This window comes from Micromonospora sp. NPDC048935, assembly GCF_043197875.1.
Classification (GTDB): domain Bacteria; phylum Actinomycetota; class Actinomycetes; order Mycobacteriales; family Micromonosporaceae; genus Micromonospora.
Genome location: NZ_JBICTZ010000008.1, coordinates 81268 through 98955 on the forward strand (window position 1 = coordinate 81268; position 17688 = coordinate 98955).

16 protein-coding genes and 1 pseudogene are annotated in these 17688 nt (G+C 73.2%); 11 read left to right on the top strand and 6 right to left on the bottom strand.

The features are described from left to right. Nucleotides 1–112: 112 nt before the first annotated feature. On the bottom strand, nucleotides 113–742 hold the full coding sequence (locus ACGFIW_RS22175; RefSeq protein WP_393318722.1) for a TIGR03085 family metal-binding protein: 630 nt from the start codon (nucleotides 740–742) through the stop codon (nucleotides 113–115). A 172-nt stretch (nucleotides 743–914) separates the two neighbouring features. Here ACGFIW_RS22175 and ACGFIW_RS22180 point away from each other — a divergent pair, with 172 nt between their 5' ends. The 3 genes from ACGFIW_RS22180 (at nucleotide 915) to ACGFIW_RS22190 (ending at nucleotide 5530) form a co-directional block, all read left to right on the top strand. Continuing rightward, nucleotides 915–2798 carry an ABC transporter ATP-binding protein gene (locus tag ACGFIW_RS22180; protein WP_393318725.1) on the top strand — a complete coding sequence of 628 codons (1884 nt, stop codon included), beginning with the start codon at nucleotides 915–917 and terminating at the stop codon, nucleotides 2796–2798. A gap of 116 nt (nucleotides 2799–2914) precedes the next feature. Then, nucleotides 2915–4693: an ABC transporter ATP-binding protein gene (locus tag ACGFIW_RS22185; protein WP_393318728.1), complete on the top strand. Its 1779-nt coding sequence runs from the start codon at nucleotides 2915–2917 to the stop codon at nucleotides 4691–4693. Between the two features lie 87 nt (nucleotides 4694–4780). Then, entirely contained in the window at nucleotides 4781–5530 is a 750-nt protein-coding gene (locus ACGFIW_RS22190; protein ID WP_393318731.1) for a DUF2470 domain-containing protein, read from the top strand. Between the two features lie 194 nt (nucleotides 5531–5724). Here the strand turns inward: ACGFIW_RS22190 and ACGFIW_RS22195 are convergent, their stop codons facing one another. The 3 genes from ACGFIW_RS22195 to ACGFIW_RS22205 form a co-directional block, all read right to left on the bottom strand. Continuing rightward, nucleotides 5725–6321 carry a TetR family transcriptional regulator gene (locus ACGFIW_RS22195; protein ID WP_393318734.1) on the bottom strand — a complete coding sequence of 199 codons (597 nt, stop codon included), beginning with the start codon at nucleotides 6319–6321 and terminating at the stop codon, nucleotides 5725–5727. 231 nt (nucleotides 6322–6552) lie between these two features. Beyond that, on the bottom strand, nucleotides 6553–7308 hold the full coding sequence (locus ACGFIW_RS22200) for an ABC transporter permease (protein WP_393318737.1): 756 nt from the start codon (nucleotides 7306–7308) through the stop codon (nucleotides 6553–6555). Beyond that, a complete protein-coding gene (locus ACGFIW_RS22205; protein WP_393318740.1) occupies nucleotides 7305–8060 on the bottom strand; it encodes an ABC transporter ATP-binding protein in 756 nt (251 codons plus the stop codon). Before ACGFIW_RS22205 ends, ACGFIW_RS22200 begins: the two co-directional genes overlap by 4 nt. 556 nt (nucleotides 8061–8616) lie before the next feature. Between ACGFIW_RS22205 and ACGFIW_RS22210 the strand changes: the two are divergent. The 4 genes and pseudogenes from ACGFIW_RS22210 to ACGFIW_RS22225 form a co-directional block, all read left to right on the top strand. Further along, a pseudogene (locus ACGFIW_RS22210) lies at nucleotides 8617–8940 on the top strand (phosphoribosyl-AMP cyclohydrolase); the annotation flags it as partial. 180 nt (nucleotides 8941–9120) lie between these two features. Then, complete coding sequence (gene hisI / locus ACGFIW_RS22215) at nucleotides 9121–9552, top strand: phosphoribosyl-AMP cyclohydrolase (RefSeq protein ID WP_393319406.1); 432 nt, start codon at nucleotides 9121–9123, stop codon at nucleotides 9550–9552. 58 nt (nucleotides 9553–9610) lie between these two features. Then, nucleotides 9611–11164, top strand: coding sequence for an anthranilate synthase component I (locus tag ACGFIW_RS22220; protein ID WP_393318743.1), 1554 nt, complete (start codon nucleotides 9611–9613; stop codon nucleotides 11162–11164). 173 nt (nucleotides 11165–11337) lie between these two features. Beyond that, on the top strand, nucleotides 11338–11928 hold the full coding sequence (locus ACGFIW_RS22225; protein ID WP_393318745.1) for a Trp biosynthesis-associated membrane protein: 591 nt from the start codon (nucleotides 11338–11340) through the stop codon (nucleotides 11926–11928). 29 nt (nucleotides 11929–11957) lie between these two features. On the opposite strand, the gene ACGFIW_RS22230 is transcribed toward ACGFIW_RS22225, so the two are convergent. Then, nucleotides 11958–12227, bottom strand: coding sequence for a hypothetical protein (locus ACGFIW_RS22230; RefSeq protein ID WP_393318748.1), 270 nt, complete (start codon nucleotides 12225–12227; stop codon nucleotides 11958–11960). 487 nt (nucleotides 12228–12714) lie between these two features. On the opposite strand from ACGFIW_RS22230, the gene trpC reads away from it, so the two are divergent. Genes trpC through trpA form a run of 3 tightly spaced genes read left to right on the top strand, consistent with a single transcriptional unit; the run spans nucleotide 12715 to nucleotide 15600 of the window. Continuing rightward, nucleotides 12715–13518 carry an indole-3-glycerol phosphate synthase TrpC gene (trpC, locus tag ACGFIW_RS22235; RefSeq protein WP_355032734.1) on the top strand — a complete coding sequence of 268 codons (804 nt, stop codon included), beginning with the start codon at nucleotides 12715–12717 and terminating at the stop codon, nucleotides 13516–13518. A 38-nt stretch (nucleotides 13519–13556) separates the two neighbouring features. Next, nucleotides 13557–14795 (top strand): tryptophan synthase subunit beta, encoded by a 1239-nt coding sequence (trpB, locus tag ACGFIW_RS22240; protein WP_393318751.1) that lies wholly within the window; start codon nucleotides 13557–13559, stop codon nucleotides 14793–14795. A 1-nt stretch (nucleotide 14796) separates the two neighbouring features. Further along, nucleotides 14797–15600 carry a tryptophan synthase subunit alpha gene (gene trpA, locus ACGFIW_RS22245; RefSeq protein ID WP_393318754.1) on the top strand — a complete coding sequence of 268 codons (804 nt, stop codon included), beginning with the start codon at nucleotides 14797–14799 and terminating at the stop codon, nucleotides 15598–15600. 87 nt (nucleotides 15601–15687) lie between these two features. Here the strand turns inward: trpA and ACGFIW_RS22250 are convergent, their stop codons facing one another. Further along, entirely contained in the window at nucleotides 15688–16392 is a 705-nt protein-coding gene (locus ACGFIW_RS22250; RefSeq protein ID WP_393318757.1) for an NUDIX domain-containing protein, read from the bottom strand. Nucleotides 16393–16494: 102 nt separating this feature from the next. Here ACGFIW_RS22250 and lgt point away from each other — a divergent pair, with 102 nt between their 5' ends. After that, nucleotides 16495–17679: a prolipoprotein diacylglyceryl transferase gene (gene lgt, locus ACGFIW_RS22255; protein ID WP_393318760.1), complete on the top strand. Its 1185-nt coding sequence runs from the start codon at nucleotides 16495–16497 to the stop codon at nucleotides 17677–17679. Nucleotides 17680–17688 lie beyond the last annotated feature (9 nt).

Genomic DNA, 17688 nt, shown 5'->3' on the forward strand with positions numbered 1-17688 from the left:
CGTGCCGCTCGGCGCAGAGCGGCGCGGTGAAGCGTACGGGAGGGAAAATCAGCGTGTTTCGCTGGGTGTGGGGAACGCCACACCGACTCTGTGACCGAATAAGCTCAGGGAGTCACATGCCCAGCTTGGCGGCGCGCAGTCGACGCGCGGCCTCCGTCGTCCCGTCCAGTTGGACCTTCGCCACCCGCTGCCGGCCGGAGAGGAACAGCACCAGTTCGGCGGGGGCACCGACCAGCCGCAGCGGTTCGCCACCACGACCCACGGAGATCTCGCCGTGGCCGGGCGCCTGCACGTAGAGGTCCGCCGGGAAGCGCCGCAGGGTCAGCCGGGCCAGCGGGGCGGCGCGCTTCCACAGGGCGCTCTGCAGGCCGGCGGGCAGGTCGCGTCGTTGCCACCCGGCGACGGCCCGTCGCACGTCCTCGTGATGGATGAAGAACTCCATCGTGTTGGCCAGCTCATCGGTCAGCGGATTGCTGACCGGGCTCCACACCGGCGGCCGTCGCACCTGCGCCACCAGCTCCGGGTAGGGCCGCGCGGCGAGTCGACGACGGACCCGTTCGGCGTGGCCGCGCAGCGGCGGCAGCACGATCCCACCGGCCGCGTCCGGGCGGCGTTCCCGCAGCACCAGGTGGGCGGCGAGGTCACGGGTCGCCCACCCCTCGTTGATCGTCGGGGCGTCCGGCCCGAGGGCCAGCAGGAGATCGGCCAGCGCCTCGCGCTCGGCTCGGGCGTACCGCGGCATGGCCCGATCGTAGGCCCGGTGGCCCGCCGCCCTGCGCGGCGGATGCCGGCCCGGCGCCCGCCGCCCGTCGCCGTCCGATACGTGATGGTCGACATATCCCGACCGGGTCGGCGGTGCTGGCCCGGACCGGTAAGGATGAGGGAGATAATTGCGGCTTACGGCGGGGGAGAGCGTGGCGAGCAAAACAAGTCGGGACGTGCTCAGCCGAGGGCTGGGAGTCCTGCGGCAGGCGATCCGCGAGCAGCCCCGGATCTTCACGATCGCGGTCGTCGGCAGCGTGCTGTTCGGCGGGATGATCATCGTCAGCGCCCGGGTCGTCGGGACGGTCGTCGGCGAGGTGGCGCTGCCGGCCATCGCCCGCGGAAAGGTGGGCGCCGGCACCCTGGCGCTGGCGGCGGCCGCGTTGTTCGGGATCAGCGTGCTGCGGGTGGCGGGCATCTTCGGGCGCCGGCTCGGCGCCGGATACATGCAGTACCGCCTCCAGGCCTCCTACCGTCGCCGGGTCACCCGCCGCTACCTGGAGCTGCCGCTGTCCTGGCACCACCGCAACTCGACAGGCACCCTGCTGTCCAACGCCAACTCCGACGTGGAGGCGGCCTGGTACCCGATCGCACCGCTGCCCTTCGCCGTCGGCACGTTGGTGATGCTCGTCGGCGCGATCGTCTCGCTCTTCGCCACCGACTGGGCGCTCGCCCTCGTCGGCCTCGCGGTCTTCCCCGCGCTGTTCGCGCTCAACGTCGTCTACTCCCGCCGGATGGCACCCCGCCAGGCTCGGGCGCAGCGGCTGCGCGCCGAGGTCAGCGGCATCGCCCACGAGAGCTTCGACGGTGCCCTGGTGGTCAAGACGATGGGCCGCGAGGCCCAGGAGACCGCCCGGTTCGCGGGCCGCGCCGGCGAGCTGCGCGACTCGCTGATCGCCGTCGGTCGGCTGCGCGGCGTCTTCGACCCGCTGCTGGAGACGCTGCCCAGCCTCGGCACCCTCGCCGTGCTGGTGGTCGGGGCGTTCCGACTGCGCCAGGGTGCCATCAGCGTGACCGAGCTGGTCAGCGTGGCGTTCCTCTTCACGGTGCTCGCCTTTCCGGTCCGGGCCATCGGGTGGGTCCTGGCGGAGTTGCCGCGCAGCGTCGCCGGCTGGGACCGGGTCCGCCGGGTGCTCGACGCCACCGGCGAGATGCCGTACGGGCAGCGCGTGCTCGACCCGGGCAGCTCCGGCCCGGCCACCCTCACCTTCAGCGACGTGCACTTCTCCTACCCGCCGGCCGAGGCGCACCAGACCGGCGCGCAGGTCCTCGGCGAGGTCGGTTTCACCGTGCCGGCGGGCCGGACGGTGGCCCTGGTCGGGCCCACCGGTGCCGGCAAGTCGACAATCGCCTCCCTGGCGATCCGCCTCGTCGACCCGGACTCCGGCACCGTCGCCCTGGACGGGGTCGACGTGCGCGAGCTGACCGCCGCCTCGCTGGCCGGCACGGTGGCGCTCGTCGCCCAGGTGCCGTTCGTCTTCGACGACACGGTCCGCGCGAACATCGCCCTGGACCGGTCGGGCATCGACGACGAGGCGGTGTGGGCGGCGCTGCGGCTGGCCGAGGCGGACGGGTTCGTCGCCGCGCTGCCCGACGGTCTGGACACCATGGTCGGCGAGCGGGGCACCTCACTCTCCGGTGGGCAGCGCCAGCGGCTCACCCTGGCCCGCGCGCTGGCCGGTCGGCCGCGCCTGCTGGTGCTCGACGACGCGACGAGCGCTGTCGACCCCCGCGTCGAGGCGGCCATCCTGGCCGGGTTGCGCTCGTCGACGGCCCAACCGGGGGCGCCGGCCGCGTCGATCCTGGTGGTGGCGTACCGCCGGGCCACCATCGCGCTCGCCGACGAGGTCATCTACGTGGAGCAGGGCCGGGTGATCGCACGGGGCACGCACAGCGAGTTGTTGGCCACCGTGCCCGGCTACGTCGACCTGGTCACCGCCTACGAGCAGGCGGAGGCCGAGCGGGCGCAGGAGAGCGCGTACGGCGACGAGGTCGCGCCGCTGCCCTCGGGCCTGGAGATCGAGGTGGACCGGTGAGCGCGAGGAGCGCGGCGAAGCGGAGCACCGCGGTCGCGAACGATAGGCCGGCTCCGGTGAGCGTGAGGAGTGCGGCGAAGCGGAGCACCGCGGTCGCGGGCGAGAGGCGGGAACCGGTGACGACGACGGTGGATGGTGCCAAGCGGGAGGAGACGACCTGGCAGACCCTGCGCCGAGGTCTGGCGCTGTCGCCGGAGCTGCGGACCGGCCTGGCCGGCACCCTGGCCCTGGCGTTGGTCTACATGGTCGGTCGGGTGGCCGTGCCGGTGGCCGTGCAGCAGGGCATCGACCGCGGCCTCGTCGGCGGGCTGAACCTGGACGTGGTCTGGACGGTGGTGGCGGTCACCGCCGGGATCCTGGTGATCACGACGGTCTGCGGCTACCTGATGATGCGCCGGCTCTTCACGGTCAGCGAGACGGCCCTGGCCAACGTACGCACCCGGGCGTTCCGGCACGTGCACGACCTGTCGATGCTGCACCAGCAGTCCGAGCGGCGGGGATCGCTGGTCTCGCGGGTCACCAGCGACGTCGACCAGATCACCCAGTTCCTCCAGTGGGGCGGGGTGATCCTGCTCGTCAACCTCGGTCAGCTGGTGGTCACCACCGCCGTCATGCTCGCGTACTCCTGGCAGTTGACCCTCGTGGTGTTGGCGGCGTTCCTGCCGGCGGTGTTCGTCATCCGGCAGTTGCAACGCCGGCTGGGCTCGGCGTACGCGACGGTGCGCCAGCGCACCGGCACGCTGCTCGGCACGATCGGCGAGAGCGTGGTGGGCGCGCCGGTGATCCGGGCGTACGGCATCGCGGGGCGCACCGAGCGGCGGTTGGACGAGGCGATCGACGCGCAGCGTCTGGCGCAGCAGCGGGCGATTCGGATCAGCATCGTGGGCAGCTCGGTCGGCGAGTTGGCCGCCGGGCTGGCGCTGGCCGGTGTGGTGGTGCTCGGCGTGACGCTGGGCGTGGACGGCACACTGTCGATCGGCCAGTTGACCGCGTTCCTCTTCCTGGTGACGCTCTTCATCCAGCCGGTGCAGATCGCCACCGAGGTGCTCAACGAGGCGCAGAACGCGATTGCCGGCTGGCGTCGGGTGCTGGACGTGCTGGACGTCGCCCCGGACGTGGCCGACCCGGGGGAGCAGGGGCGCAAGCTGCCGGCCGGGCCGCTGGACATCCGGTTCGCCGGTGTGCGGTTCGCCTATCCGGGTGGCCCGCCGGTGTTGCACGACATCGAGCTGGAGATCGCGGCGAAGAGCCGGGTCGCGGTGGTCGGTGAGACCGGCAGCGGCAAGACCACCTTCGCCAAGTTGCTGACCCGTCTGATGGACCCGTCGGCCGGGGCGGTGCTGCTGTCCGGGGTGCCGCTGTCCGAGGTGCGGTTCGACTCGCTGCGCTCCCGCGTGGTGATGGTGCCGCAGGACGGGTTCCTCTTCGACGCGACGGTGGGGGACAACGTCCGGTTCGCCCGGCCGGAGCTGACCGACGAGGAACTGACCGTGGCGTTCACCGAGTTGGGCCTGTCGGACTGGTTGGAGGGTCTGCCGGCGGGTCTGGACACGCCGGTCGGGGAGCGCGGTGAGGCGCTCAGCGTCGGTGAGCGGCAGTTGGTCGCCCTGGCCCGCGCGTACGTGGCCGATCCCGACCTGCTGGTGCTGGACGAGGCGACGAGCGCGGTGGACCCGGCGACCGAGGTGCGCCTGCAACGCACCCTGGACGCGGTCACCAGGGGACGGACCACCCTCGCGATCGCGCACCGGCTCTCCACGGCGCAGGCCGCCGACGAGGTGATCGTGGTGGACCGGGGTCGGGTGGTGCAGCGCGGCCCGCACGACGAGCTGGTCCGTGACGCCGACTCGGTCTACGGCCTGCTCTACGCCTCCTGGCTGGAGCAGACCCGGTAACGAGGTGCGTGGGTGCGGTGGACGCCGACGGTCGAGTGCTCTAGGCTCCGTCTTAGGTAAGCCTAACCTTCGAAGGAGGTCGCGCCCATGCGGCCCAACCCCGCCGAGATCGTCCGTACCCTCGTCGCCGGTCGGCTGCCCGGCCTCGTCCATCTCGCCCATCGGCCGAGCCCGCACCACGCCCGGCACGTGACCGACCCGGACGGGCGGGTACTACTGCTGGTGCCGGTGGCCAGCCACCTGGCCGCCGCACTACAGCCGGCCGCCGGGACCAGCGACATCGCGGTGGTGCTCGACGTGCTCGACCTGCCACCCGCGGCCGGTGCGCCAGGTCTGGGTCGGGCCTGGGTCTCCGGCTGGGCGGCCGAGCTGCACGGCGACGAGGCCCGCCAGGCGGCGATCGACTTCGCGGCGGTGGAGCCGACCGGGGACCTGCTCGACCTGGGCACCCGGTTCCGGCTGTTCCGCTTCGAGGTGATCGAGGTCCGCTGGGAGCGGGCCGGCGTCGTGCACCGGGTCGACCCGGGAGAGTACGCGGAAGCAGAACCGGACCCGGTGCACCCGGTCGAGGCACGCCTGCTCGCCGACCTCGCCGAGCGCGGCGGTTCCCAGGTCACCGAATACCTGTGCCGGCAGCTCGGCCTGACCGACCAGAGCAACGACGGGCCACCCCGGGTGGTACGCATCGACCGCTACGGCCTGGTGGTCGCCCTCGGCCGCCCCGGTGCCCGACGCCGCATCCGGTTGACGTTCCCCCACCCGTTGTCCGACCCAGCCGACCTGCCACGCCTGCTACCACCACTGCGCCTCCCGGCGAACACCCACCCCCCGCGCTAATCCCCGAGCCGTGCTCGCGCCGTGCCGTGCTCGCGCCGTGCCGTGCTCGCGCCGTGCCGTGCTCGCTCCGTGCCCCGCGCCGATCTTGCACTTCTGGTCGCCGGTTCATCCCGTATCGCGCCTTTCGTCGGGGCAGAAAGTGCAAGATCGGCGCGGACGTGGGGCGCGGGCGCGGGGCGGGGTGCGGGTGCGGGTCAGGTTGGTAGGGGGCCTGTGAGGTAACGCTGGATTGTGGGGCCGATCGCGGCCACCAGGGTTTCCGGGTCCGCCGAGGCGATCGGCTCGAGGCGCACCACGTGCCGCATCATGGCCAGGCCGATCATCTGGGTGGCCACCAGGGAGCCGCGCAGCGGTAGCTCGGCCGGATCGACGTCGAGGTTCTCCAACACCCGGCGCAGCACCTGGGTGGTGACGAACTCGCGTAGCAGCCGAGCGGTCCACTCGTTGCTCACCGCGGAGCGCAGCAGGGCCTGCGCGGCGCTGCCGGTCGGGGAGTCCCAGACGCCGAGGAAGATGCGCACCATCCGCTCACCAGCGCCGTCCCGGTCGCCGGTGAGCACCTTCGGCACCAGCTGACCGGGGTCGAAGGGAAAGTCCATCGCGGCCCGGAAGAGCTGGTCCTTGCTGCCGAAGTAGTGGTGCACCAGCGCCGGATCGACCTCTGCCGCACCGGCGATGGCCCGGATCGAGGCGGCGTCGAAGCCACGTTCGGCGAACGCCGTCCGCGCCGCGTCGAGAATCGCCTCCCGGGTGCCCGGGTTGCCGGGCCGCCGGCCGGTCCGCCGCGTCATCGCCGCCCCTCGTTCGTTCACCTCGGCCCGCCGTGGGCCGGTCGTCTCCGCCCCGCCGCCGCTGTGCCCCGCACGGGCACCCGCTGCGCCGTACGTGCGGGCGAGGCGGCACCCGCCCCGTACGTACGGGCGTGGCGGCACCCGCCAGCGGCCACCCGCCAGCGGCCACCCGCCGCGCGGCACCCGCCCGCGCCGGTGCTGGGCTGTCACCCGCCGCGCCGGCGCAGGCTGTCAGCCGCTGCGCCGGCGCAGGGTTGCCGCCGCGAGCACCAGCGCCAGCACCACCGCGCCGAGCACCACCGCCACGTCCCGCCACATTGTGCCGGTCGGCTCGGCGTGGGCGCCGACCTCCTGCAACGCCTCGATGGCGTACGACAGGGGGAAGGCATCACTGAGCGCCTGGAGCCAACCGGCCATCTCGTCGCGGGCCACGAACAGCCCGCAGAGCAGCAGTTGGGGGATCACCACGACTGGCAGGAACTGTACTGCCTGGAACTCGGTGCGCGCGAAGGCGCTGCACAGCAGCCCGAGGGCGACGCCGAGCACGGCGTCGACGACCGCGATCCCGATCACGAGCCCGATGCTGCCGGCGGTGTCCAGGTCGAAGATCCAGTACGCCACACCGGCGGCGACCGTGGCCTGCACGGCGGCGGCCAGGCCGAACGCGATGCCGTACCCGAAGAGCAGGTCGAGCTTGCCCAGTGGCGTGGTGAGCAGGCGCTCCAGGGTGCCGGAGGTGCGCTCCCGGAGCATCGCGATGCTGGTCACCAGGAACATGATCACGAAGGGGAAGATGCCCAGCAACACCAGCGCGACCCGGTCGAACGTCCCGGGCTGCCCGGGTGGGGTCGGCTGGTCGGCGTACATGAAGTGGATGAGGGTGAGCAGGGCGGCCGGCACCACCACGAGCAGCGCGATGGTGCGCCGGTCGTGCCGGAGCTGGCGCAGGATGCGGCCGGTGGTGGCCGCCAGGATCCGGGCGTTCATGACTGCTCCTGTCCGGCCTTCGGGACGGTGGTGGTCGGGCCGGTTTCGCCGGCTCGGATGAGGCGCAGGAACGCCTCGTCGAGGTCGTCCACGCCGGCGGTGGCGCGGATGGCGGCCGGGCTGTCGTCGGCGATCAGCCGCCCCTGGCGGATCAGCAGCAACCGGTCGCAGCGGGCCGCCTCGTCCATCACGTGGCTGGACACCAGCAGGGTGGTGCCCGCGGCGGCCATCGCGTGGAACCGGGCCCAGAGGTCGGCCCGCAGCACCGGATCCTGACCGACTGTCGGCTCGTCGAGGATGACCAGCTCCGGCTCCCCGACCAGGGCGCAGGCCAGCGAGGCTCGGCTGCGTTGACCGCCGGAGAGGGTGGCGACCAGTTGGCCGGCCGCCTCGGCCAGGCCGACATCGCTGATCGCCCGGTCGGCCTCGACCCGCCCTCGCCCGTGGAGGGCCGCGAAGTAGCGGGCGTTTTCCCGGACGGTCAGGTCGGCGTAGACGCTCGGCGCCTGGGTCAGGTAGCCGACCTGGTGCCGCAGCGCCGGGGTGCCCGCCGGACGACCAAGCACGGTGACCGTCCCGCCGCTGACCACCTGCACCCCGACGACGGCCCGCATGAACGTGGTCTTGCCGCTGCCGCTGGGGCCGAGCAGCCCCGTCACGGCGCCGCGCGGGACCCGGCAGCTGATGCCGTCCAGCACGCGCCGCCCTCCCCGGTCCACGACCAGGTCGCGGACGGCTATCGCGTCGTCCATCACACACCTCCGAAGAAACTCATCACCTGTTGAACTCAACGCTAGATGAAATGCTGCTCCCGGTGCAACGGCCGAATCGGCGAACGGTTGCCGGTCCCGCGCCCAACGCGAGAACGGGCAGTAGGCTTCGGACCGGACACGGAGTCCGCCAACGGGCATTGCGCGCCGATCGGGCGTACGGCACGATGGCGCCGTGGGTCACGCTCCGTTACCGGATAGCGGTTTTCTTGAGGACTGGGCCGCACGGTTGCGGCAGACCGTCGAGCGGCCGGTCGTCGGCATCCTGCTGCGCGGCAGCCACGCCCGCCGCGCCGCCACCGCGCACAGTGACGTCGACCTCGACGTGTTGGTCGGCGGCGCGCCGTACGCCGAGCGGCGTGTGTACCTGGCCGAGTCCGCTGGCCGGGTCACCCACGTCTCGGTGGCCGCCCGCGACGTCCGCTCCTGGGTGCACCGGCTCGGCGAGCCGGCCGACTGGGCGTTCGGGCTGCCGGTCACCGCGCCGGCGCGGCTGCTCTGGGCCGACCCGCACTGGCGGCCCCGGATCGACCTGCCGGTGCTCTGCCAACCCGCCGAGCCACCCCGACTCGAAGAGCTGATCGCCACGCTGGGTAAGGCGGCAGCGGCCCGGTCGGCCCACGACCGCCTCGGGGTCCGGCTCGCCGTCGCCGACCTGGCCCGACTCTGCCCGTCGGTGCTGCGCCCGGCCAACCCGTCGGTGCGGGTCCACTCCCGACGGGCGGCCTTCGCGGCGGCCCTGGACCTACCGGTGGCCCCACCCGGCTACCGGGCGGACATGCTGCTCTGCCTCGGGCTGCGCCCGGGCACGACCGGCCAGCTCTGGGCCGCCGCCGTACGGCTGGTCGCCGGCACCCTGCCGTTGATCCGGCCGTACGCCGAGGAGATCGCCGAGGTGGCCGGCGCGGACCTGGCCGCCGCCCTGGTCGACGGCCGGCTGGAGCGGTACGTGGCCCAGCTGGCCCGGCCCGACGGGCCCGCGCCGCAGCCTGACCGGGAGCGGTCGCCGGTACCCGCGCCCCGTGCGGGAGACTTGGTCACTGTGTCCGTACCTGACGCGCCGGCGACCGGCGTCCCCAGCGATCCGAGTGACCCGGTGACAGCCGCACTGGCTCGCCCGTCCCGACTCGACGCGGCCATCGCGGCCCGGCTGCGTCGCACCGCCGACGGTCTGGTCGCCGCGGTGGTCCGCGCGCACGACTCCGGCGAGGTGCTGATGGTCGCCTGGATGGACGACGAGGCGCTGCACCGCACCCTCACCACCGGCCGGGCCACCTACTGGTCGCGCAGCCGACGAGAATACTGGGTCAAGGGGGCCACCTCCGGGCACCACCAGTACGTCCGGTCGGTCGCGCTGGACTGCGACGGGGACGCCCTGCTGGTCAGCGTGGACCAGGTCGGTGCCGCCTGCCACACCGGGCACCGGACGTGCTTCTTCACCGAGTTGCCCGTCACCGCCCCGGAGGCACGGTGAGCGCTCGCAGCGCAGTGCGGCGGAGCCCCACAGTCGCGAACGAAAGGCAAGCCAAGCCATGACCGACGGCACCGTCAGCCCCGACCTGTCCACCTTCGGCGAGCTGGCCGCCGACTGGCGGGTGGTGCCGGTCACCCGACGGCTCCTGGCCGACGCGGAGACCCCGGTCGGGGTCTACCGGAAGCTGGCCGGTGGGCCGGGCACGTTCCTGCTCGAATCGGCCGAGCAGGGCGTCGGCTCGGCCGGCCTGGCCTGGTCGCGATACTCGTTCATCGGCGTACGCAGCAGCGCGACCCTTGTCGAACGCGACGGCGTGGCGACCTGGCTCGGCCAGCCGCCGGCGGGATTGCCCACCGAGGGTGACCCGGTGCGGGTGCTGCGGGAGACGGTGGCGGCGCTCGCCGGCCCGGTGGGGGACCCGTCCGACGGGTTGCCGCCGCTGACCGGGGGCATGGTCGGCTACCTCGGCTACGACCTGGTCCGCCGCTTCGAGCGGCTGCCCGAGCTGACCGAGGACGACCTCGGCGTGCCGGAGCTGGGCATGATGCTCGCCACCGACCTGGTGGTGCTCGACCACTACGACGGCTCGGCGATCCTGGTCGCCAACGCGGTCCTGCCCCCGTTGGACGCCCCGGACCGCGCCCCGCAGGTCGCCGCCGCGTACCACCACGCGGTGGGCCGACTGGACGCGATGACCACGGCGCTGTCCCGGCCCATCCCGCCGATGATCTCCACCGTCGAGCGTCCGCCGGCGGGGGAGGTGCTCTGCCGTACGCCCGACGGCGGCTACCCGAAGGCGGTGGAGGCCGCCAAGGAGGCGATCCGGGCCGGGGAGTGCTTCCAGATCGTGCTCTCCCAGCGTTTCGAACGGTCGACGCACGCCGACCCGCTGGACGTCTACCGAGTGTTGCGCACCAGCAACCCCAGCCCGTACATGTACCTGCTGCGCTTCGACGGGTTCGACATCGTCGGCTCGTCCCCGGAGGCGCACCTGAAGGTCACCGGCGACGTAGACGGGCGGCGTCGGGCGTTGCTGCACCCGATCGCCGGCACCCGGCCGCGCGGCGGCACCCCCGCCGCCGACGCCGTGCTCGCCGCGGAGCTCCTCGCCGACCCGAAGGAACGGGCCGAGCACGTGATGCTCGTCGACCTCGGCCGCAACGACCTGGGCCGGGTCTGTCAGCCCGGCAGCGTCGAGGTGCCCGAGTTCGCCACCATCGAGCGGTACAGCCACGTCATGCACATCGTCTCCACCGTCACCGGCACGCTGCGCGACGACCAGAGCGCGTTCGACGCGCTCGCCGCGACCTTCCCGGCCGGCACCCTCTCCGGTGCGCCGAAGGTGCGCGCCATGGAGATCATCGAGGAGTTGGAGCCGGTGCGCCGTGGCCTCTACGGCGGCACGGTGGGCTACTTCGGCTTCGGCGGCGACCTGGACATGGCGATCGCCATCCGGACCGCGCTCATTCGCGACGGCCGCGCCTACGTGCAGGCCGGGGCCGGGGTGGTGGCCGACTCGGACCCGGCCGCCGAGGACCAGGAGACGAGGAACAAGGCCGCCGCCGTGCTGGCGGCGATCGCGGCCGCCGAGACATTGCGCCCCGCCCGGTGAGCGCGAGGAGTGCAGCGCAGCGGAGCCCCGCAGTCGCGAACGAAAGGTGGGCCCGGTGAGCGCGAGGAGTGCAGCGCAGCGGAGCCCCGCAGTCGCGAACGAAAGGTCGGCCCGGTGAGCGCGAGGAGTGCAGCGCGGCGGAGCCCCGCAGTCGCGAACGAAGGGTCGGCCCGGTGAGTGCCGGCGAGCGGTCCTCCGTGGGCCGGCGCGAGTTGACGTACGCCGTGTTGCTCTGTCTGGTCGGCGCGGGCCTGGCGCTGTGGGCCGCGACGCGGATCTGGTCGGTGGAGCTGACCGTCCGTCCGGCGCCGCTGCCGCCGGTACGCGACACCCACAGCGGTGCGGGGCTGTTGCCCTGGCTGCCGGCGTTGGCCCTGGTGACGGTGGCCGGTGGTGGCGCGGTGCTGGCTACCCGGGGCCGGCTGCGGCGGGTGCTCGGCGCGCTGCTCGGCGTGCTCGCTCTGGCCGTGGCGGCCGGCGGTGGGTACGGGCTGGTTGTCGACGTCGAGGGCTCGGTGAGCCGGCAGTGGCCGGCGCTCTGCCTGCTCGGTGGCCTGCTGGCCGCCGTGGGCGGGTTCTGGACGGCGTCGCGCGGTGGGGGGTGGCCCGCGATGGGCGCCCGGTACGAGCGGCCGGCTCGGACCGCTCGGGGGGCCGCGTCCGCCCCAGCCGGCGCATCGGAGCCGTCCGCCCCGGTGGCCGGGCGGCGGACCACCGAGGCGTGGGACGCGTTGGATCGGGGTGAGGACCCGACGGCCGACTGACGCGACGGCTCGTACCGCCGATGGGGTTGTCAGCCGACTGGCTGACGGTCCCGCTGCGGTCGGTGGCTGGCGGCGCGGGCTGCGGTCAGCTCGGCCACCAGGCGGTTGAGTTCGGCACGCCGGTCGGCGCGGGCCCGGTCGGCGCAGACGGCCTCCCAGGCGTTGCCCCGTGCGGTGCGCATCCGTGCCTCGCCCACCACGGCCCGCTCCACCGTGTGCACCATCCCGACGGCGAGTGACGCCACCGTCCGCGAGATGGTCGTCAGGCCGATTGTCGCTTGCGGCTCGGACATGCTCATGGTCACCTCGCACGAGGGGTTGCGACGGTCGGGGCAGGCGCGTCATCGAGTCTGCCTGAGGACGATGCTGACCGGCTGACGTTTCGCCGTCGTGACCGCCCGGTCAACTGTCCCGCCCCGGCCGTGACCAGGGCCCGTCCGTTCGGCCTTGACCTTGCTCACAACATCGACAAACGCCGTTGTCGTCGGGCGCCGGTCGGGAACTGGTGGCATGATCGATGCAACGGCACGGTCCGCCCGTGGCCGCCAGGCTCCATACCGCGTGGCGATTGTCGATACGGGAGGTGGCGCTGCGTGACATACCGTTCACGGCAAGTCGGCCATTATGCCGCAGCCCTTTTCGTGAGCAGCGCCATACCCCCGGCATTCGGCGTCGGTCGGCTGCCCCTAGCATCGGCCCATGACGCCCGGAGAGGGGAGTCCGTTGGTGACTGCTGAGCATGCGCACGCGGAGGGGGACGAGGCCGGTCAGGCAGCGTCCGTAAGCGTGCTCGACGAGATTCTGGCTGGCGTGCGTGAGGACGTCGCCCGACGCCAGGAGCAGGTTCCGCTGGAGCGGATCCGTGAACTGGCCGCGGCGGCACCGCCGCCACTGGACGCGTACGCGGCGCTGCGTAAGCCCGGCGTGGCCGTGATCGCCGAGGTGAAGCGCTCGTCGCCGTCCAAGGGGCGGCTGGCCGAGATCGCCGATCCGGCTGACCTGGCGGTCGACTACGCCGCCGGTGGGGCGCGGGCGATCAGCGTGCTGACCGAGGGGCGCTGGTTCGGCGGCTCACTTGACGACCTGGCGGCCGTCCGCGCCGCGGTGAGCGTGCCGGTGTTGCGCAAGGACTTCGTGGTCTCCAGCTACCAGGTGCACGAGGCACGTGCGCATGGTGCCGACCTGGTCCTGCTGATCGTCGCCGCGCTCGAGCAGAACGTGCTGATGGGCCTGCTGGAGCGGATCGAGTCGCTGGGCATGACCGCACTGGTCGAGGTGCACGACGAGGAAGAGGCCGACCGCGCTCTGGAGGCGGGCGCGCAGGTGATCGGGGTCAACGCCCGTGACCTGCGTACCCTGGAGGTCGACAGGTCCGTTTTCGAGCGGATCGCGCCCGGCCTGCCCAGCAGTGTCGTCAAGATCGCCGAATCCGGCGTTCGTGGTCCGCACGACCTGATCCGGTACGCCTCCGCGGGCGCCGACGCGGTCCTCGTGGGCGAGGGCCTGGTCACGCAGAAGAGCCCCCGCGAGGCGGTCGCCGAGCTGGTCAACGCGGGTAACCATCCGGCGACGCCCCGGCCGGTGCGCTGACCCCGCACCGCAGTGCCACCCCACCGAGAGGATTTCCGATGAGCGCCGACGCGCTGGCCCCGCAGGCCGGCCCGCAGCCCGACTCCGCCGGCCACTTCGGCCGCTTCGGCGGTCGGTTCGTTCCCGAGGCCCTGGTGGCCGCGCTGGACGAGCTCGACGGGGCGTGGCGTACGGCGATGGCGGACGAGTCCTTCCGGGCCGAGTTCGACGCGCTGCTGCGCGACTACGCGGGCACGCCGTCGCTGCTCTACGAGGCCCGGCGGTTCTCCGCGAAGCTCGGTGCGCGGGTGCTGCTCAAGCGCGAGGACCTCAACCACACCGGCGCGCACAAGGTGCGCAACGTGCTCGGCCAGGCGCTGCTCACCAAGCGGATGGGCAAGACCCGGGTGATCGCCGAGACCGGTGCCGGCCAGCACGGGGTGGCCACCGCGACCGCCGCCGCCCTGTTCGACCTGGAGTGCGTGGTCTACATGGGCCAGGTCGACACCGAGCGGCAGGCGCTCAACGTGGCCCGGATGCGGATGCTCGGTGCCACGGTCGTTCCGGTCACCAACGGCTCGCGCACCCTCAAGGACGCGATGAACGAGGCGATGCGCGACTGGGTGGCCAACGTCGACGAGACGCACTACCTGATCGGCACCGCCGCCGGTCCGCACCCGTTCCCGGCGATGGTCCGCGACTTCGTCCGGGGCATCGGTGACGAGGCCCGCCAGCAGTGCCTCGACCTGACCGGCGCACTGCCGGACGCGGTCACCGCCTGCGTCGGCGGTGGCTCCAACGCGCTCGGCATCTTCCACGCGTTCGTCGGCGACGACGACGTGCGGCTGTACGGCTTCGAAGCCGGCGGCGACGGGGTGACCACCGGCCGGCACGCGGCGAGCATCACCGGTGGGTCGGCCGGGGTCCTGCACGGCACCCGCACCTACGTTCTCCAGGACGCCGACGGGCAGACGCTGGAGTCGCACTCGATCTCCGCCGGTCTGGACTACCCGGGCGTCGGGCCCGAGCACGCCTGGCTGCACGACACCGGCCGGGCGAACTACCTGCCGGTCACCGACGACGAGGCGATGGCCGCGTTCGAGCTGCTCTGCCGCACCGAGGGGATCATCCCGGCGATCGAGAGCGCGCACGCGCTGGCCGGCACCGTCGCGCTGGCCCCGAAGCTCGCCGCCGAGCTGGGCCGGGAGCCGACCATCGTGGTCAACCTGTCCGGGCGGGGCGACAAGGACGTGCACACCGCCGGCGACTACTTCGGCATCCTCGACAAGGAGCGGTGAGATGAGCCGGATCGGGGTGGCCTTCGACAAGGCCCGCGCCGACGGACGGGCCCTGCTGGTCGGCTGCATGCCGGCCGGGTTCCCGACCGTCGAGGGCAGCATCGCCGCGATGACCGCCATGGTCGAGGCCGGCGTCGACGTCATCGAGGTGGAGATTCCCTACTCCGACCCGGTGATGGACGGGCCGGTGATCCAGAAGGCCAGTGACATCGCGCTGGCCGGCGGCGTCCGCACCAGGGACACTCTGCGCATCGTCGAGGCGGTCGCGGCCACCGGCGCTCCGGTGGTCACCATGACCTACTGGAACCCGGTCGAGCGGTACGGCGTGGACGTGTTCGCCCGTGACCTCGCCGCCGCCGGTGGCACCGGTCTGATCACCCCCGACCTCATTCCCGACGAGGCGGCCGAGTGGCTGGCCGCCTCGGACGCGCACGGGCTGGACCGCACGTTCCTCGTGTCGCCGTCGTCCACCGACGCACGGCTGGCGATGACCGTGCAGCACTGCCGGGGCTTCGTCTACGCGACAGCGGTCATGGGTGTGACGGGTGCCCGGACGCGTACCTCGGATGCCGCCCCGACGCTCGTCTCCCGGGTCCGGGAGGTCACCGACCTGCCCGTGGGCGTCGGCCTGGGCGTGGGCAACGGTGCGCAGGCCGCCACCGTCGCCGGTTACGCCGACGGGGTGATCGTCGGCAGCGCGCTGATCCGCTGCCTGCTCGACGCGCCCACCGAGGCAGACGGGCTGGCCGCCCTGCGCACCCTCAGCGCCGAGCTGGCCGAGGGCGTCCACAACCCCACCCGCTGAGCTGCCCTTCGCCCGCGTTGCTGCTGCGCTGTTCGTGCGGCACCCGCCGGGCACGCCCGGCCGGGTCGGTCTCGGACCGGTGCTCCGTCAGGGCAGGAGGGACGGGTCCGTGGACGCCTCGCCGCGCTGCTCCGGCGGCTGGCCCGCGCCCGGCCGCCCGTCATGCTCAGCGGCCGGCGGGCCCGCCCCGGTCGGCTGGTTCGTTCCCGCCGGCTGGCTTTGCTCGGTGGGATGGGGCGTGACCGATGGCTGGCTTTGCTCGGTGGGACGGGGTGTGACCGGTGGCTGGCTTTGCTCGGTGGGATGGGGCGTGACCGGTGGCGCGGGGTCGAGGGTGTCGGGCACCCGGAGGACACGCCGGAGGGTGCCGGATCGGCCGGCGAGCGCGTCGGTGACCGCGGCCCGGGTGAGTGGGGTGGCCGCCTCGGGCAGCGTGGCGGGCGCGTGCCAGGACAGGCGGCAACCCGGCAGTGGGTCGGCGGTCGGTCGAACGTCGACCGCGCGGGCTCGGAACACGTGCACGAGGACGTCCGGCAGCGGCCCGGCGCGTCCGGCCGGGGTTTGCCTCGGCGGACCGGTCAGGTGGTAGAGGCCGACCAGGTCGACGAGCTCGATCTCCCAGCCGGTCTCCGCGCGGATGTCGCGCAGGGCCGCCAGCGTCGGACTCTCGGCCGGGCGCAGCCGTCCACCGGGTAGCGCGTGGCGACGCTCACCCCGGCCCTGCCGGCAGAGCAGCACCCGACCGGTGTCGTCGGTGACGACCGCGGCGACCGCCCAGGTGAGCGCGCTCATGGACAAAGAGCGTACGGCGGTGCAAACCAGAAGTCACCGAAATGCGCGCCGCCGTGGCCCGGGGTGCCGCTGCGGGGGTGTGCAGCGGTAGCGTGTGCACCCGTGACCCTCGCCTCGTTGTCCCCCCAGGCGGCCCTGCCCAGTCCCAGCACCGCGGTCTGGCAACTCGGGCCGGTGCCGATCCGGGCGTACGCGCTCTGCATCATCGCCGGCATCGTGCTGGCCTGCTGGGTGACGGAGCGCCGGCTGCGGCAGCGCGGCGTCGCGCCCGGCGCGGTGCTCGACATCGCCGTCTGGGCGGTGCCGGCGGGCATCATCGGTGCCCGGATCTACCACGTGGTCACCTCACCGGAGAAATACTTCGGCGCCGGTGGTGACCCGATGAAGGCGTTCGCCATCTGGGAGGGCGGTCTCGGCATCTGGGGCGCCGTCGCCGGCGGCGCGGTCGGTGTGTACATCGCCGCCCGGCAGCTCGGCATCCCGTTCGGGGTGGTGGCCGACGCGGTGGCACCGGGGCTGGCGCTGGGCCAGGCGGTCGGCCGGGTCGGCAACTGGTTCAACAACGAGCTGTTCGGTGGACGCACCACCCTCCCGTGGGGCCTTGAGATCCACCGGATGGATCCGGACAACCCGGGGCACGCGCTGCGTGACGACGCCGGGCAGCCGATCCTCGAACCGGGCCTCTACCAGCCGACGTTTCTCTACGAGGCGCTGTGGAACCTCGGCGTCGTCGCCCTGGTCCTCATCCTCGACCGCCGGCTGAAGCTGGGCCGCGGCCGGGCGTTCGCGCTCTACGTGATGGGCTACACCGCCGGCCGGTTCTGGATCGAGCAGATGCGCACCGACGAGGCCAACCAGATCTTCGGGGTCCGACTCAACGTCTGGACCGCCGCCCTGGTCTTCCTCGGCGCGTTGATCTACTTCGTCCGGGTGCGTGGTCCTCGCGACTACCTGATCCCGCTCGGCGCGGCGGCGACGCCGACCCCGCCCCCCACCTCCGACCTGTCCCAGGTCGATCTCTCCGAGCGAGAGACCCCCGCCCGGGTCACCGCGCCGGAGGGCTACCGCGTGGTCAGCGAGGAGCAGTACGCCGCCTGGCAGGACACCGGCGTCATGCCACCGGAGCCGGCCACCGATCAGGGCTCCCGCCCGGGCGGCGAGCCGCTCGGTGCCGCGGCACCCGTCGCCGGCTCGTCGACCGACGACGAGTCGCCGGACGATGCGACGGCATCGAGTGCCGAGCGGGCCGACGCCGCGGGCGTGCGGCCCGCCGACCGGGACAGCTGAGCGGAGGCG